10 protein-coding genes are annotated in these 16,799 nt (G+C 62.8%); 9 read left to right on the plus strand and 1 reads right to left on the minus strand.

All coding sequences use genetic code 11. The annotated features are described in order from the left end of the window. Positions 1–157 precede the first annotated feature (157 nt). The 7 genes from VIF40_RS02450 to VIF40_RS02480 all read left to right on the plus strand — a co-directional run bounded on the left by VIF40_RS02450 (position 158) and on the right by VIF40_RS02480 (position 7,190). Positions 158–694 carry a class I SAM-dependent methyltransferase gene (locus tag VIF40_RS02450; RefSeq protein ID WP_331935930.1) on the plus strand — a complete coding sequence of 179 codons (537 nt, stop codon included), beginning with the start codon at positions 158–160 and terminating at the stop codon, positions 692–694. Between the two features lie 45 nt (positions 695–739). Then, complete coding sequence (locus VIF40_RS02455) at positions 740–907, plus strand: hypothetical protein (protein WP_331935931.1); 168 nt, start codon at positions 740–742, stop codon at positions 905–907. Between the two features lie 12 nt (positions 908–919). Then, a complete protein-coding gene (locus tag VIF40_RS02460) occupies positions 920–2,221 on the plus strand; it encodes an MFS transporter (RefSeq protein ID WP_331935932.1) in 1,302 nt (433 codons plus the stop codon). Between the two features lie 856 nt (positions 2,222–3,077). Beyond that, complete coding sequence (locus tag VIF40_RS02465) at positions 3,078–3,578, plus strand: RNA polymerase sigma factor (protein WP_331935933.1); 501 nt, start codon at positions 3,078–3,080, stop codon at positions 3,576–3,578. A 76-nt stretch (positions 3,579–3,654) separates the two neighbouring features. Continuing rightward, positions 3,655–4,593 carry a FecR family protein gene (locus tag VIF40_RS02470; protein ID WP_331935934.1) on the plus strand — a complete coding sequence of 313 codons (939 nt, stop codon included), beginning with the start codon at positions 3,655–3,657 and terminating at the stop codon, positions 4,591–4,593. Between the two features lie 237 nt (positions 4,594–4,830). Beyond that, positions 4,831–5,685 (plus strand): TonB-dependent receptor, encoded by an 855-nt coding sequence (locus VIF40_RS02475; RefSeq protein WP_331935935.1) that lies wholly within the window; start codon positions 4,831–4,833, stop codon positions 5,683–5,685. A gap of 92 nt (positions 5,686–5,777) precedes the next feature. Then, positions 5,778–7,190: an efflux transporter outer membrane subunit gene (locus tag VIF40_RS02480; RefSeq protein WP_331935936.1), complete on the plus strand. Its 1,413-nt coding sequence runs from the start codon at positions 5,778–5,780 to the stop codon at positions 7,188–7,190. Positions 7,191–7,412: 222 nt separating this feature from the next. Here the strand turns inward: VIF40_RS02480 and VIF40_RS02485 are convergent, their stop codons facing one another. Then, positions 7,413–7,649, minus strand: coding sequence for a hypothetical protein (locus tag VIF40_RS02485; RefSeq protein ID WP_331935937.1), 237 nt, complete (start codon positions 7,647–7,649; stop codon positions 7,413–7,415). Between the two features lie 662 nt (positions 7,650–8,311). On the opposite strand from VIF40_RS02485, the gene VIF40_RS02490 reads away from it, so the two are divergent. Together VIF40_RS02490 and VIF40_RS02495 are read left to right on the plus strand one after the other, a co-directional pair. After that, positions 8,312–15,025: a filamentous hemagglutinin N-terminal domain-containing protein gene (locus VIF40_RS02490; protein ID WP_331935938.1), complete on the plus strand. Its 6,714-nt coding sequence runs from the start codon at positions 8,312–8,314 to the stop codon at positions 15,023–15,025. Positions 15,026–15,057: 32 nt separating this feature from the next. Next, complete coding sequence (locus tag VIF40_RS02495) at positions 15,058–16,785, plus strand: ShlB/FhaC/HecB family hemolysin secretion/activation protein (protein ID WP_331935939.1); 1,728 nt, start codon at positions 15,058–15,060, stop codon at positions 16,783–16,785. Positions 16,786–16,799: the final 14 nt, after the last annotated feature.

Raw genomic sequence — 16,799 nt, forward strand, 5'->3', positions numbered from 1 at the left:
TGATCCTATCAACCGATGAAATGAATGTCGATGCCTCCCATGGGAAGCCGATATCGAAACGGCTCGCGAACGAGCATCCTGGCTCGCCGCGATCGGGGCAGAAAAAGCATCGGGAGAAGTCTGCGGCAAAAGCAGACGGGCAAAAGGGACGACGATCATGGCTTCGGCGGGCGACAACAATCTTTTTACCGGCCCTATCGGCGAGGAATATGATTTCCTTCCGATCATCTGCCCCAACATCGTGACGCTGACGACGAATCTCGGCGCGACTGTCGCGGCCTGGCGGCCCGGAGTCGCGCTGCGGGGACTGGAAATCGGCTGCGGCACGGGAACCAGCACGCGCTCGCTGCTCTCGCAGCGTGATGATCTGAGCCTTCTGGCGGTCGACGCCTCGCCGGCGATGTTGAATCAGGCGCGCGAAAATCTCGCCTCCTATGCCCACGCCGGCCGCGTCGAATTCATCGAGAGCGATGCGCTCCTCTATCTGAGAGCGCTGCCCGACGCGAGCGTCGACCTCGTCGCCTCCAATTACGCCATCCATAATTTCGATCATCGCTCCAGACGCGAGCTCTTCGCGGAGATCCTACGGGTTCTCGAGCCGGGCGGCCTGTTCGTCAATGGCGATCGTTTCGCGCTGGATGATCACGATCTTCAGCTCGCATCTACCCAGGCGGACGTCCGCAACTGGTTCTAGGTCTTCGGCGAGGCGAAGCGCTACGATCTCCTCGAGGATTGGATCGTGCATCTCTTCAGCGACGAATCCGCCGATCACCTCATGTATTCTTCGGCGACTCTGTCGACGATGCGCGCTCTCGGCTTCGCCGATGTGCGGTCGAATTATCGCGAGAGCGTCGATATGCTGGTGACGGCGACGAAGCCTTCGAGCGCGGCGCGCGACATCGATTGATCGGAACAGACCATGACAGTCCAAAGCCGTCCTCTGGCGTCCGACGAAATCGAAGCGTTGCGCGGTCTCTCTCGTGAACAGGCGAAGACGCTGGCGCTCGCGTCTCTCGGCGGCGCGCTCGAATATTATGATTTCATCGTCGGCGTTTTCTTCGCCAAGACCCTCGCCGCGGTCTTCTTCCCGCATGACAGCCCGCAATGGCTCTCGCAGCTCCAGGTGTTCGGCATTTTCGCCGCCGGCTATCTCGTGCGCCCGATCGGCGGCGTCGTGTTCGCGCATTTCGGCGACCGCGTCGGCCGCAAGAGAATGTTCGCGCTCGGCCTCTTCCTGATGGCCTTTCCCACGCTGCTGGTCGGCCTGACGCCCGATTACCAGACGATCGGCTTCGCCGCTCCGCTCCTCTTCCTGTTCTGCCGGCTGCTGCAAGGGCTGTCGGTGGGCGGAGAAGTGCCTGGCGCATGGATCTTCTGCGCCGAGCATGTCCACAAATCCCGGGTGGGCTTCGCCTGCGGGCTGCTGATGGGCGGGCTTTGCTGCGGAATATTGATGGGCGCGCTCACCGCCAAAATACTGACGGCGAGCCTGAGCGCCGATGATCTCGTCGCCTGGGGGTGGCGCATTCCTTTCATCCTCGGCGGCGTCTTCGGCCTGATCTCGGTCTATCTGAGGAAGCATTTGCGGGAGACGCCGGTCTTCGAGGCGCTTCGCGAGCGGCGTGTCGCTGACGCCCGACCGCCGATCTCGCTCGTCTTCACGCGCTGCAAGAGCGAGGTTCTCGTCTCCATGGCCGCGACCTGGGTATTCGCTGGCGTCTTCGTGACCTATTTTCTCTATTTGCCCACCTATCTTCAGTCGCAATTCGACTATCGGGCGGCGGATGTCTTCACCGCCAACTGCTGGTCCATCTCGCTACTGATCCTCGGCAGCGTCTTCGTGGGCCGCGTGACGGATATCATCGGCGGCGGGAAAGCCTATGCGATCGGCGGCGCTGCGATGGCGGCGGCTGTCGCCGCGCTCGGCTTCTCCCTCGGCAACGGCGGCGCATGGACGCTGCATCTCTATGCGATCGGCGGTTTCGCGATCGGGACGATCACGCTCACCCCCTATCTGATCATCCGCAGCTTCCCGCCCGAACTGCGATTCACGGGATTCGCTTTGTCCTACAACACGGCCTACGCCATCATCGGCGGAACGACTCCGCCTTTGATGACCCTCCTTGTCGGAGAGCATGCGCTCCCCATGGCGCCCTTCTATTACATGTCGGCGCTCTGTCTGTTCGGCGCGGCAATCGGCTTGCTACGGAGCGAAAGGTGAGGCAATCGGCTTATAGCGGAGGCGCCTCGGCTCGAACGTCCGCTCCTCCGCATCCTTACAGTAAACGAACGTGAAAGTTTGACCCATTCCGGGCTCCACCTGCCCAAATGGCGAACGTCCGAGCCCGCCGAAAGGCGACATTCCCGGATCAGTCGTTATCCGGTCGTTGCCAGAGTCCTTGGAGATTACGCCAAGTCTCGTCCTCGGCGGTATCGCACTTCTGCGACAGAGAACCGGCTTTTCGCGGGTCTGCCGGCACCTGGCTCCCACGGACCTTGACTCTGTGGCGCGTCCCGGGATTCCATGTGACAAATGGATAAGTTCGCGCTCTGGCTGAGGGGAAACACCCGCGTATTGATCGTGGGCCTCTTGGCTTGGACTCTTGTCCTGCACGGCATGGGCGCCGCCACATTGTCCCATGCGGTCGACCTCGGGGTCGGCTCCGCGGATTTTGGTCATTGCGCGGCGCCCGACGGCGCCGACGACCATCGCCGCTCGCCCGGGCCACATTTTTCTTGTTCCTGCTGCATTCCGTGCCGTGCCGGTCAGATCGACGGTCCGACCGGAGTTCTCTCGCTCATCCCGAAGGGCGCAGATCTTTCATTCCCGGCCCTCGCGATCGCTCCGGTCGGGGTTTCTCCGATCGTGGAGATATCTTCGCCGCCGGGCTGGACCAGCTCCTGGTCGCAGCGCGCCCCGCCGATCGCCTGACCCCTAGCGACCCCGCGCCGCGTCGTTTTTCGCGGACTGGCCGCGTCTTCTGTCCAACAGTCCGCCTCTCGTCCCGTCGAGAGCTTGGCGCAACGCCCCGAATCCGCGATCCCGCTTCGGAATTCGGGAAGCCGTTGGAATCTGCATGCCGGACAAAAAATCAGCTTCGTTCCGCGACCTCTTCCTGCACAACAGGCGCGTGCTGTTTCAATATCTGCGGAGTCGGGTCGGCCGCGAGGACGCCTCCGATCTGCTACAGGAGACCTTTGTGCGCGCGCTCCGCTACGAGGCTTTCCACAAGGTCGCCGATCCGCCGGCCTTCCTGCAAAGGATCGCATCAAATCTCGTGCTCGATCTCAGTCGCCGCCGAAAGAGCGAGCAGGCGGTGATCGAGGCCGGCGCCGCCGCGGCCGACGCGCCTGCCGACGAGACCCGGCCGGAAGAACGTATCGACTTCGAACGGCAATCACGGCAATTCGAGGCGGCGATGGCGAAGCTCCCGCGCCGGAGCCGGCAAGTGCTGATTCTGGCGCTGCACCAAAATCTGTCGCACGACGAGATCGCCCGGCGCCTCGGAATTTCCGAAAACACCGTTCGCAAGCAGCTCCGCCGGGCCATCCTGCGCTGCCGCTCGGTCGTCGATTGATTTTGGTCGCGGAAAATGTCCCGAAATCGAGCGTCGCGCGTCGAATCTATCGAGCTCCTGGAGAAAACGTGTCGAAATGACCAAACGGAGAAGCGGCAGAAGCCACGAGCATCGGCGGGAGGCCGCCGTCGATTGGTGGATGCGCCGACGCACAGGCCCGCTCGGCGCGGCGGAGCAGGCCGCCTTCGCGGCATGGCGCGCCAATCCGGCCAACGCGGCCGCCTATGACAATATCGATGGGCTCTGCGCCCATCTCGCGGGTCTACCGGCGCCCGTCGAGGCGCCGGCGTTCTATGCACGTCCGCGCGTGTGGCTCGCCGTCGCCGCGCCGCTCGCCGCCGCCTGCCTCGCCATTCTGGCCGGCTGGGGCGATCTCGTCACTTTCCTGCGCTCGGATCATTACGCCGGGACGGGCGAGACAAGGATCGTCGCGCTCGAGGACGGCTCGCGCGTCCAGCTCGACGCCCGCTCGGCCATCGCCCTGCGCTACTGCGCCGCCGAGCGGCGCGTCGAGCTCATCGCGGGCGAAGCCTGGTTCGAGGTCGCGCCGGACGTCCGACGCCCCTTCGTCGTGGCCGCGGCTGGCGGCGAGATCAGGGCGCTCGGCACCGCCTTCGACGTCGCGGTCGACGCCTCCGGGGCGCGGGTCGCCGTCGCCGAGCACAGCGTGCGCGTCACCAGCGGCGGAACGGATGTGGTCGTCGCCGAAGGCGAGCGCAGCGCCTATCGCGCCGATGCGGCGGCCTCCCGCCCCGAGCCCATGAAGAGCGCCTGGGTCGGCGCTTGGCGGCGGGGCAAGCTGATCGTCGAGAACGCGCCGCTGCGGGATGTCATCTCCGCGCTCGGCCGCCATCATCACGGCTTCGTCGCCTGCATGAGCGAGGCGATCTGCGCGCGGACCGTCACCGGCGTCTTCGGCACGCAGGACCCGCTGCAATCGCTCGAGGCGCTGGAGACGGCTCTCGGCCTGCGCCTCGCCTTCTTCAGTCGTTTCGTCGCGGTCTTCCGCGAATGAGCGAAGCCCTCCGTGACTGAGGCAAAAATACCACAGTTCGAATTTTGTCGATTTCGGCCTCGGAATTTTGTCCCACTTTCAAAAGTCCCGCGTCGGTGAATCGAGGGGCCGCTCGAAGCCCCGGAAACCGAAGGGGCTGTGGCCATGATGCGGAAGATCGTTCGCCGGCGGGGCGCGAAGAGCTGGGACGGCGCGAAAGGGAGTGAGTTCATGGGGTCCGCGCTGGCGTCCCTCGCAATGAGCGCCTTCGCCACGGGGGCGGGCGTATCCGGCTCGCCGGCCCAGGCGGCGATCGCGCCCGAGGACGCGCTCGGCGTCGTGCGGAGCTATCGCATTCCCGCGGGCTCGGTGGCCGCCGCGCTCAACGATCTCGCCGACGAGAACGGCCTGCATGTCGCTTTCCCCGCCGGCCTGACGCAGGGGCTGAGAACGCCGGGCCTCGCTGGCAGCCATTCGCTGGGGGAAGCGCTCGATCGGCTGCTCGCTGGGACCCGGCTCATCTACCAGCTCTCGGACAATCGCCGCACCGTGCTGATAACGCTCGCGCAGAACGATACGGTGCGCAGCGACGCGGGCGCGGAGGCGCTGCCGGCGATCGACATCGGGGCGGAGAAGCCGAAGACGAGCGGGGACGGCAGGGGCAAGGGCCTCACCTCGCAGAACTCCTATGTCGTGCCGAACGCGTCGACGGCGACCAAGACCGACACGCCGGTCATGGAGACGCCGGTCAATGTGCAGGTGATCACGCAGAAGGCGCTCGAGGATCAGCAGGCGACGACGTTGAGGGAGGCGCTGCAGAATGTCAGCGGCGTCACCATCGCCACAGACGCCAATGGCCGAAGGACCGGCGGCTTTTTTGTGCGCGGCTTCAACACCACGGAGTTCTACCAGGACGGCGTTCGCGTGATGGGCGCCCTGGCAGGGACCCAGACAACAGATCTCATAGGCTCCAAGCAATTCGCCAATATCAGCGGAATCGAGCTGCTCAAAGGTCCTGCCGCCATCCTCTACGGGCTCTCGGAGCGTTATTTTCGGCTATTTTCCGGCGCGCAGCGCGGCGCGGCTCGACCCTGTGGAGGCGCTCGCCCGTGATTGAGCGCGCCCGTTCCTCTATGTCGATCTTTGCCCGCCCCCGAGGAAAGCGCGTAATGCGGCGGCGCAGCGCCAACGACGCGCTTCCGCGAATGTTTCTCGCCTTATTGTTTCCTGCGTCGCTCGCGGGTTGCGCAGTCGGCCCCGATTTCGAGGCGCCCGTCGCGCCTGCGGTCGAGCGCTTCACACAGGAGAAGACAACCTCACTCGGGAACGGCCAACAGTTCCATGAAGGCGCGGAAGTTCCAGGTCGGTGGTGGATGGCTTTCCGTTCCAAGCCTCTGAATGACCTCGTCGAAGATGCGATTTCCCACAGTCCGACATTGGAGGCCGCCGAGGCGGCGATCCGCGTCGCTCGATACGATGCCGACGCGGCGAAGGGCGCGCTCCTGCCGCAGGCGAGTCTGAATTCGAGCTCGAATTATACGCTCGCCTCGGGCGACTCCACGAGCACGAGCGTGACGCAGCAGGCCTATTCCTTTTTCACCAAGCAGATGCAGATCAGCTACGCGCCCGACATTTGGGGAGCCAATCGACGCGCCGTCGAGTCGTTGGAGGCCCGGCGAGAGATCCAGAGCTGGCAAAAGCAGGCGGCCTATCTGACGCTGGCGGCCAATGTCGCCGAGGCGGCGATCGAGGAGGCGTCGCTGCGCGGCCAGATCGCGGCCACGCGGCGGGTCATCGTTCTCGAAGAGGAGCGCTCGGCCCTGCTCGAACGGCAATTCGCCTATGGCGCCGTCGCCGGAACAGATATTCTTTCGCAGCAGTCCGCCTTGGCGCGGGCGCGTCAGACTCTGCCGCCTTTGGAAAGCCGTCTCGCGCAGCAGCGCAATCTGCTCGCGGCGCTCACCGGTCGATACCCGTCACAGGCGATCGCCGAAACCTTCGAGCTTTCGGAGCTGACGCTTCCGCGCGATCTTCCGGTCAGCCTACCTTCGCGGCTCGTCGCGCAACGTCCGGACATCAAGGCGGCGGAAGCGAGCGTCCACTCCGCGAGCGCGCAGATCGGCGTCGCCGTCGCCGCGCGACTGCCCAATGTCGTGCTGACCGCCAATGGCGGCGCCAGCGCCTTTACGATTGCGCAGCTCTTCGCGCCGGGTGCGGGTTTCTATACGCTCGCCGGCACTGTCGCGCAGCCTGTCTTCGACGGAATGACGCTTCTGAACAAGCAACGCGCCGCCGAGGCCGAACTCGCCCAGGCCGAAGCGCGATATCGCTCTGCAGTCGTCAATGCATTCCAGAATGTCGCGGATTGCTTGCGCGCCTTACAGGGCGACGCGCGCGCTGTCCGCGAGGCTCGCATCGCCGAAGGCGCGTCGAGAAAGTTTCTCGACAAAATTCATTCGCAGCAGCGATACGGCGCCATGTCGCGACTCGCCGTCGTCGATGCGCAACGCGTCTATCTCGACGCCTCGATCTCTCGCATTCAGACCGACGCCCAGCGACTCGTCGACACTGTCGCTCTCTATATGGCGCTCGGTGGCGGAGAAAAAAGCTCATTTTAGTGAATTCGCACCGAAGTCCGATGGCGATTTCAAAAGCGGGGATCGGAAAGAGCGACTTGAAGCAGCGCCTTCTTCGATATTCAACTGCGTGGCGCCCTCGGCTTCCGGTCTCGCAGCCGCTTGGGTCGAACAAGCAGGCGCTCGGGCCGAACCAGCGACCGAATTGGACCGAACCGGCGAGCCTTCATCCGTCTCGGGCTCTTGTTCTCAGGGCGGCGCCGGCTACGACTGCATGGCCTGCTGCGCTTGGCCCGCCGTGTTCTGCTGGACCTTTTCATCGGTCTGCTCGTCGGAAGCAAGGCCATTCATCTCGAAGACGTACGTCGATCGAGCTTCCTCTTCCGACTCGAGGCGCGAGAGAATGAGAGGCGTTGTCAGAAGCGCGTGCAAAGCGAGCAACGCGCGAAGCAAATGATAGAGGGTGAAGCGAGTTCCCCTCCTGCCATCGTTCGCCGTCATGGCCATCGCCTGCAAAGGCTTCGGGAGCGCCCCTATTTCTTGTGTCGCTTCCCCTGAAGATACAGCTTTTATCTTGGATAATGCCAGCATAATGTATGTGTTTTACATCACAAAACGACATGTTCTCGTCAATTGGAAGGATCGGGCGCCAACGATCCATTATTCGTTGGGAATGGAAATCAGGCCGAATGCCTGCCTTTCGAAAAGCATTGCGCGCGACGGAAGACTGGAATCCGGCCAAACACAGCGGCTCGGATATCGTAGGAAAATCGCTGAATAGTATCCGATTACGAATTCCAACGAGGCATCGACCGCGTCACGCGCTATGATACGCTGGAGAGCGACCGCATCGGAGTCGCCGGCGAACGACGCCGTATATTTGACCCATTTGCACCATTTTTTTGCACTACGTACGCGGCCGCTTAATGTAAGCGATATACATAATGCTAACACGCTGACGTGGATCGCGATTCCGCGTGAGAACCGGCTGGGAGCCGCTGCTGTGGGCTCCTCGTCCATCGTGGGCGCCATATGGGACGAAAGGTTTTAGTGTGATGAGCCGCTACATGATCGAGAAGTCCGAAACGCGCCCGGCCGTAGTAATCTCGAACGACCATCGGAAATCTCACGTCGACTCGCTCCCGTTGCGGAGCGCCTCCACAATGACGGCGATCGCGGCGGTTCTCGCTTTGCCGACTTTCGCCCTGGCGAACCCGACGGGAGGCGTCGTCATAGACGGCGCGGCGACCATCTCTTCGTCCGGCAGCGTCACCAACGTCACGCAGGCGACCAATCGCGCTATCATCAATTGGCAGGGCTTCTCCATCGGCGCGGGGGAGACCGTCAACTTCCTTCAGCCGACGGCCATGTCGGTGACGCTCAACCGTGTCGTCGGCAATGAGCAGAGCGTCATCTCCGGCGCGCTGAACGCCAATGGGCGCGTGTTCCTCGTCAATTCCGCCGGCATTCTTTTCGGCAAGGACGCCCAAGTGAATGTCGGCGGACTCGTCGCCTCGACGCTCGATATCTCCAACTCGAACTTCATGGCCGGGAACTATGTCTTTTCCGGCTCATCGAACGCCTCCGTCGTAAATCAGGGCAAGATCAAAGCGAGTGACGGCGGCTATGTCGCTCTGCTCGGAAAGACCGTCTCGAACGAGGGGACGATCACGGCGAAGCTCGGGACCATCGCGCTCGCTTCGGGCGAGCAAATAACGCTGAATTTCGGCGGCGATGCTCTCGTCGACGTGACGATCGACAAGGGAACCTATGACGCTCTCGTCCAAAATAAGGGGCTGATAAAGGCCAATGGCGGCCAAGTCGTGCTGACCGCGAAAGCGGCCGACGATTTGCTCTCGGCTCAGGTCAACAATAGCGGGATCATCAAGGCGCGAACGCTCGCCGATCTGACCGGGGGCTCGTCGTCGAGCGGCGGTTCGGTGAAGGTCGGAAGGATCAAGCTGCTCGCTTCGGGCGGAACGGTGAATGTGTCCGGCAAGCTCGACGCCTCGACGCGCAAGGGCGGCGACGGCGGAACGATCGAGACCTCCGGCAATAAGGTGACGGTGGCCGACAGCGCCGTCGTGACGACCGCCTCGACCAGCGGGACGACAGGAAGCTGGATCATCGATCCCGACGGCTTTACGATCGGAATAGGCGGCGACATCACCGGGACGGCGCTGACGAGCCAGCTCGCTTCGAACAATGTCACGATCCAGTCGACGAGCGGACATGGGGCGGACGGCAATATTTATGTCAATGACGCCGTCAGCTGGTCAGGCAACAAACTGACGCTGACCGCGACGAATAATGTGTTCATCGACGCTGTGATGACGGCGACGGGGACAGCTTCCTTCGCCGCCAATTATGGCGTCGGAACGAATGCCGACGGCACGCCCAAAGGGCTCTACACCTATCAGGGCGCGACCAATGGCGTCTTCGCCGGAAGGCTCGATTTTTCCAGCACCGGGACGTTCACGCTCAATGGCGCCAACTACACGGTCATCACCACTGTCGCCGGATTGGACGCCGTCAGAAACGACCTGGCCGGCAATTATGTGCTCGGCGCCGATCTCAGCGGCTTGAGAGCGAGAAATTGGAGCGGGCCGCTCGGGGCGACCACCGCCTTCACCGGGAATTTCAACGGTCTCGGTCATACGGTCATCTCGCCCCAGCTGACCGGCTCGGGCTTGTTCGCAACGATCGGGGCCGGCGGCCTCGTCAGCAATTTCGGCGTCGCATCGGCGACCATCAACGCAGGAACGACGAGCAGCGCGGCGGCGGGCCTGCTCGCAAATGTCAATCGGGGCTCCGTCGTCAACAGCTTTTCCAGCGGCAACGTGATTCCACGGGCCTCCGCCAATCCAACTGTGACGATCGACAGCGTCGGCGGCCTCGTCGGCGTCAATTCGGGTCTCATCGCCCAAAGCTATTCGCTGACCAATGTGGCAGTAACGAGCATCGGCGGCGGCTTGGTCGGGACGAACGAGGCCAGCGGCGCGATCATCGACAGCTCGGCGCGCGCGATGAACTCGGGCAGCAACACGCAAGTCATCACCAACACGGCCTTCGGCGTTTCCAATCTCTCCTTCGTCGGCGGTCTTGTCGGGGTGAACGCAGGGACGATCGTTCGCTCCTATGCCGGCAATCAGATAAAACTGTCCAGCGCCGACACGACATCGATCGCGGGCGGATTCGTCGGCAAGAATGCTGGAACCATCGATCAGTCCTATTCCTATATCGAATATTCCTCCATCGGCAATTTCTACAGCGCGGGGCCACATCTCGCAGGCTTCGTCGGTCAAAACACCGGAACCATCACCAACGCCTATGCGACGTCTCTCACCGCGACCAATGCGTCGTCCAATTGGAGCGCTGGCTTCGCCTATATGAACTCAGGGACGATCAGCAGCGCCTATGCGACCTCCTATTCGCTCGGCGGCGCGTCGTCGCAATCTGGATTCGTCGCCGACAACACGGGCGGCACGATCACCAACGCCTATTGGTATTCGAGCGGTTCTCCGGTGACCGACAGTTCCGCAGCAAAGAGCCTGACCGCCGCCCAGGCGCCCAGCTTCGCGAGCTATGCTGGTTTCGACACGGCCATTTGGGCGGCTTCGAAATCCGGCTATCCCATTCTCGCAAATCTTCCGATCTACGTCAGCACCAGCGCCATCCCCACCTATGGCGTCGCCACTTCGACGATAAAGACGCTGTCGCTGTCGGTGCTGGGCTTGCAGGGAGGCGGAGGGTCGGGCTTTTCGAAGGATGACGTGTCCTCGACGACCCTCAATCCCTTCACCGTCGCGACCAACAATGGCTATGTCGACGCAGGCATGCAGGCCGCCTCGAGCGTCTTGTCGTCGGTCTATAAGAACGTCGAGGGCACGGTCACGGTCAATCCGAAAGCTCTGACGATCTCTGGCGTCGTCGCGGACAAGGTCTATGACGGAACTGCCTCGGCCACGCTGAACAGCGGCGTAGCGAACAGCGGCCTCATCGGCCTCATCGGCAATCAGACGCTGAATGTCGCCTATACGTCCGCGGCTTTTGTCGACAAGAACGCAGCCGTCGGCAAGACGGTGAACGTCACCTATACCGCGGCGGACGGCGCCAATGGCGGCAAAGCGAGCAATTACACGATCGCGAACACGACCACGGCGACAATCGGGCCGAAGCCGATCAGCGCTACCGCCACTGGCGTGGACAAGGTCTATGACGGCGCGACAGTCGACACGATATCTTATCAGCTGCCCGGCAAGGTCGCGGGCGACAATCTGTCCCTCTCTTATTCGACGGCGCAATTTGCCAACAAAAATGTTGGCCAGGGCAAGACGGTCGCCGTTTCCGGGCTGGCGCTGACAGGGACCGACAGCGGCAATTACCTCTTGCAAAACGCGTCCCTGACGACCACCGCCAATATCACGCCTTTGGCGCTCAGCCTCTACGGGACCAAGTCGGCGGACGGGACCGTCAGCATCGGCGCCAGCAATCTCGCGGCGATGAATTTAGTGGCGGGCGATTCGGTGAGCCTCGGCGGCTCCGCCAAAATTGCCGGGTCCGCCGCGGGCGTTCAGTCGATCACCGACGTGACCGCGCTGACCGTCAACAACCCCAATTACACTGTCGTCGGCAGCGTCGGCTCGGTCGTCGTCGGCAATCAGAGTCTCGCTCTCGATCATGTGGCGAGCGGCGCCGCCACAATTACGACGTCTGGCAATACGACTACGATCACGCAAACGACGAATTCGGCGATCATCGACTGGTTCCGCTTCTCGATCGCAGCGGGCGAGACCGTCAATTTCGTCCAGCCTTCTGTGACCTCCGTCGTCCTCAATCGCGTGACCGGCAATGAAAAGAGCGTGATCGCCGGCGCTCTCAACGCCAATGGCCGCGTCTTCATTCTCAATTCCGCCGGCGTGCTGTTCACGGCAGGCTCCAGCGTCAATGTCGGCGCGCTCGTCGCCAGCACGCTGAGCATCAGCGACGCCAATTTCAATGCGGGCAATTATCTCTTCGTCGCCTCGCAGGGCTCCGGCTCGGTGGTGGCGGCCGGCGACATCGTCATCGTCGACGGCGGCTTTGCGGCGCTGGCGAGCAATAATGGCGTCGATCAATCGGGAACGCTGACGGCGCGCGGCGGCAAGGCCCTGCTGGCGTCGGCGAACACGCTGAGCCTGACGCTGAGCTCGGCCAACAACGGGTTGAGCAGCTATATCGTCGGCAATCTGGCGGGCAAGACCAATGTCAACGGCAGCGTCAATGTCGCTGCGGCGAGCGGCAATGGCGGACTGCTCGAGACGGCCGGCGGCAACGTCGTCACGGGAAGCAATTTTGCGCTGAACACAGGGCTCAACGGCTCCTGGTCATGGAGCCAGCCGGACATCACCGTCGGCGCCGGTGGGACTTTCAGCGGTCAGTTCGTCAATGGAAATCTCGCGACGCGCAATTTCGCCCTCAATGCGATCGGCGGCAGCGTCACTGTGAACGACGCCGTGAGCTGGTCGTCCAACAATTCGCTGACGCTCTCGGCGACCAATAATATCAAAGTCAATGCGCCTGTCGCCGCCACGGCGGATCGTGGCGCGCTGATGCTGAATGCGGGCGCGGATATCTACGTCAATGACGCCGTGTCGCTGTCTGGCGCCCATGGCGCGCTGGCGATGATCTATGGCGGCGACTATCACATCCGCAGCAAGGCCAGCTACGCAGGCGCGACGCTAGACGCCAACGGCAGTCCTGTCGCTATGAAGGATACCAGCGGCGGGGTCTACGGCTCGATCAGCCTGGCCAGCGAGAACGCCTCGCTCGCCATCAATGGGCAGACCTACACGCTCATCCATTCGATGGACCAGCTCGCTGCGTTGGACGACGCCACCGGCACGGCCAGCGGAAAATTCGCGCTCGCGACAAATCTCGATGCTTCGCAGTGGAGCGCCGCCCATCTCGGCGCGTCTTCGGTCGTCACCGCATTCTCGGGGACGTTCGCGGGTCTCGGCCACAGCATCGGCAATCTGACTCTGAAAGCGTCGAGCACGTCATCCGATCCCATGGGACTGATCGGCAGCGCGGGAGCCGACGGCAGCGCCTCCACCATTCGCGATGTGGGAATCGTGAATGTCGACGTCAGTAGCGCATCCTCTTCCAGCGGAGGGGGAGCGCTGTTGGGAACAGGCAATCTGGTGACGCTCGCTCAAGTCTATAGCACGGGGTCGATAGCCGTTGCAGGTGGCGGTCTGGCTGGAGGAGTGTCGGGCTCCAACGTGATCTACGCCTATTCGGACGCAAAAGTGTCGGGAGGCGGCGGCGGCTTGTTGGGAAACGCCGGGAGCTATTTCAATACAAGCTCGACAATCTCGCATTCGCATGCGACCGGCGACGTGGACAAGGGAGGCGGAGGGCTGGTCGGCGGCGCGACCGCCACGACGATCGACTACTCCTACGCGACCGGCAATGTGAACGGCAATGACGCCGGAAGCGGCAATGGCGGCCTCATCGGCTACGCTACCACCGTCGGCACAAATTCATTGAAGGTCACGAATTCTTTCGCGACCGGCAATGTGCGCGGCGGATATAATATCGGCGGACTGATCGGACAGATAAGCGGAAGCGCGCAGTCCGCAGGCGGCGATGTCATTATCGACAACACTTATGCGACCGGCAATGTGACGAGCAATTTTCCGGACGACGCGCCGCTTATCAACGGAACCGGCGGATTGATCGGAATGGTGAGCGTGACAGGCACGGGCGTGCGTGTTCTCATCACGAAGTCCTACGCGACCGGCGATGTGACCGGCACTGGGGCCAAAAATACCGGCGAATCCATCGGAGGCCTCGTCGGATATATCTCGACTGGCGCGAAGGGCGGCGTGAGCACCATCGCCAATTCCTATGCGACCGGCAAGGTCTCGACGACGGCTGGATGGTACGCTGGCGGATTGCTCGGCAGCTCCCAATCGACGAATCCCGTCAACATCGACAAATCCTATGCGACGGGCAATGTGACCGGCGGGACCATCGCGACCGGGGGCTTGGCCGGAACCAGCGGCGGCGCCATCACCAATTCCTACGCGACGGGCGATGTCACGACGAGCGGCATTCAAGCCGGAGGACTCGTCGGTTTCAACAGCGGAAATATCACTGGCTCATCGGCTTCCGGGGCCGTCACGGGGACCGGGGCCAGCACTTGGACCGGTGGTGTGGCCGGCCGCAACACGGGCGCTATCGCGGATTCATATTCCCAGGGTCTCGTGCGAGGTCCTGCGGGCCTGACCGGAGGAATCTCTGGAGTTTCTTACTCGAGCGGCACCTTCGCCGGCTCCATCACGAACAGCTTTTACAACTCCGAAAGCAACCCCGGCTTGGCGATGACGAATACGCCCGACGGCCGCACGGCCGGCGCCGTTACCGGGGGCGGCGGATTGACGAATACGCAGATCAAGGACGTCCCCTATTACATCAATGGAACGATCGGAAAAGTGTTAGCGGATCGGGCCGCCGCCGCAGCACAACTCGCGCAAACGCGGCAGGCGGCGACGAGCGCCGGCAATGTGGTCTCCAGAGAAGCGGGAGCGTCGTCTTCGAATGGCGCCAAGGCGTCGCTCTCCACGGCAGGCAGAGCGGCGGTAGCCGCGGCTTCCTCGGCCGACATCGACGATAATATGCAAGGTGGCGAGGCGTCGCAGACTCCGCTACCGGCCGCCCGCGTGCGCGCGTCTCACGTCTCGACGACGGCCAGCCGAGCGACCCACAAGGTTCATGCGTCCTCGCCGGGGGCCGGCTACCGTGCGCGTATTCGCAGCATCGAGGTCAACGGCCAGCATTTCGATCTCGGGACGGACAGCAAGAACAATACGTCCGCGCCAAAGGCCCAATAATGATTTCCTGGACCAGAAAGGTCGATCCTCAAATGTATTTCCGCCGTCTGCTCCTCTCCTGCGCCGCCGCGCAAGTCCTCGCTCTCGCCGCGCCCCAGGCCTTCGCGCAGAGCGCTCCCACGCTCGTGCTGCCCTACAATGTCGGCGCCGCCGTCCGCGAGGCCGATGACGCCCGTCAGGCGCCGCCGCCACGCGAGCGAGCGACGCCCGTGCTGCCGCAGATCGCGGAGCCACGCTTCACCCTCGCCAGCAAAGAAACGCTCTTCGTCAAGCATTTCGTGGTCGAGGGTCCGCTTCTCGTTCAAGAGTCCGAGCTGCAAGAGATTCTCGCGCCCTATGAGGGCCGCAAGCTTACCCTCGGCGACATTTATGGCGCGGCCGACAAGGTCACTCTGCTCTATCGCGCCAAGGGTTATCTCGTCGCCAAGGCCTATGTGCCGGCGCAGGACGCCCGCAGCGGCTCCTTGAAAATCAAGCTCGTCGTCGGAAAATATGGCAGCGTGCTCGTCAAAAACTCCTCCGCCGTCGGCACGGGCTTCCTGCAAGGCGTCGTCGATACGGCGCTCGAGGACGAAGCGCTGATCCACAAGGACGCGCTCGAACGCGCGCTGCTGCTCGTCTCCGATCTCCCAGGAGCCGGCGTGCCGCGCGTCGTGATCTCGCCCGGCAAGGCTCGGGAGACGTCTGACTTTCAATTCGCCGTGCCGGAAGGAAAGCGCATCGAAGGCTATCTGCTCGGCGATAATTTCGGCTCGCCCTACACGGGCCGTGATCGTCTGAACGGCGGCTTCAACATCAATTCCCCGCTCGGCTTCGGCGATCGACTGTCGGGCTCGGCGATCGTCTCCGAGCGCGCCGCACTCGCCAATGGGCGCGTCGCCTATTCGGTTCCGCTCGGGCCGGAGGGTCTGCGCGCCGAGATCGGCGCTTATCGCACAACATATGCGCTCGGCGGGGCCTATAAGGATCTCGACGCCACCGGCAGCGCCTATGCGATCACTGGAACGCTGAGCTATGCGCTGATCCGTCAGCGTGAGGAGAGCATCTCGCTCTTTGCGAACTTCACGCATAAATGGCTGAACGACAAAATAGCGGATACATCGACCGCCAATCGCAACATAGCGCTCGGCACGCTCGGCGTGACGCGCGACACGGCGCAGGAATTCTTCGGCCTGCCGCTGGCGACGAGCTCGACGCTCTCCTTCACCTCGGGCTATGTGAATTATCTCGACGTCACGCAGAAGATTCAGAACCGCGCCGGCGTCGATACGGTCGGCAATTTCTATCGCATCAATCTCTCGGTCAATGCGACCGTGGCGCTCGACGAACATCTGTCCTTCTCGACCTATCTTCGCGCGCAAAAGGCGCTCTACGGCAATCTCGATACCAGCGAGCAATTCAGCCTCGGTGGCTTCTGGGGCGTGCGCTCCTTCGACGAAGGCCTCGCCGGCGACAGCGGCTATATCGTGACGCCGGAATTGAAATATGCGCTGCCGCAGATTGAGAATTATCGCCATGCGCTGGGCGTCTTCACCGATATCGGCGGCGTCTGGCTGGAGAACGGCTCCTATACGACGACGCAACGCAGCTATACCGGCGTGAATGATCTCGGCGTCGGCTATTACGCGACCTATGACATCGGCGGCGGCAGCCTGCTGGTTCTGAAGGCGCAAGCGGCGCATACCTATGGAACCAACAGCGGCGCGACGGCCTACGATCGGCATACCAAAGGGCTGGTACAGGTCGGGTTCACCTTCTGAGGAAGCGCGTCAGA

The sequence above is a fragment of the Methylosinus sp. genome, assembly GCF_036560965.1.
Taxonomy (GTDB): domain Bacteria; phylum Pseudomonadota; class Alphaproteobacteria; order Rhizobiales; family Beijerinckiaceae; genus Methylosinus.

What these genes read in the sequence shown, in the direction of transcription:
- VIF40_RS02450 (WP_331935930.1), top strand. Translation starts at nt 158, where the DNA reads ATGGCTTCGGCGGGCGACAACAATCTTTTTACCGGCCCTATCGGCGAG.
- VIF40_RS02495 (WP_331935939.1), top strand. Translation starts at nt 15,058, where the DNA reads ATGTATTTCCGCCGTCTGCTCCTCTCCTGCGCCGCCGCGCAAGTCCTC.
- VIF40_RS02490 (WP_331935938.1), top strand. Translation starts at nt 8,312, where the DNA reads ATGACGGCGATCGCGGCGGTTCTCGCTTTGCCGACTTTCGCCCTGGCG.
- VIF40_RS02475 (WP_331935935.1), top strand. Translation starts at nt 4,831, where the DNA reads ATGAGCGCCTTCGCCACGGGGGCGGGCGTATCCGGCTCGCCGGCCCAG.
- VIF40_RS02460 (WP_331935932.1), top strand. Translation starts at nt 920, where the DNA reads ATGACAGTCCAAAGCCGTCCTCTGGCGTCCGACGAAATCGAAGCGTTG.
- VIF40_RS02480 (WP_331935936.1), top strand. Translation starts at nt 5,778, where the DNA reads ATGTTTCTCGCCTTATTGTTTCCTGCGTCGCTCGCGGGTTGCGCAGTC.
- VIF40_RS02485 (WP_331935937.1), bottom strand. Translation starts at nt 7,649, where the DNA reads ATGACGGCGAACGATGGCAGGAGGGGAACTCGCTTCACCCTCTATCAT.
- VIF40_RS02465 (WP_331935933.1), top strand. Translation starts at nt 3,078, where the DNA reads ATGCCGGACAAAAAATCAGCTTCGTTCCGCGACCTCTTCCTGCACAAC.
- VIF40_RS02470 (WP_331935934.1), top strand. Translation starts at nt 3,655, where the DNA reads ATGACCAAACGGAGAAGCGGCAGAAGCCACGAGCATCGGCGGGAGGCC.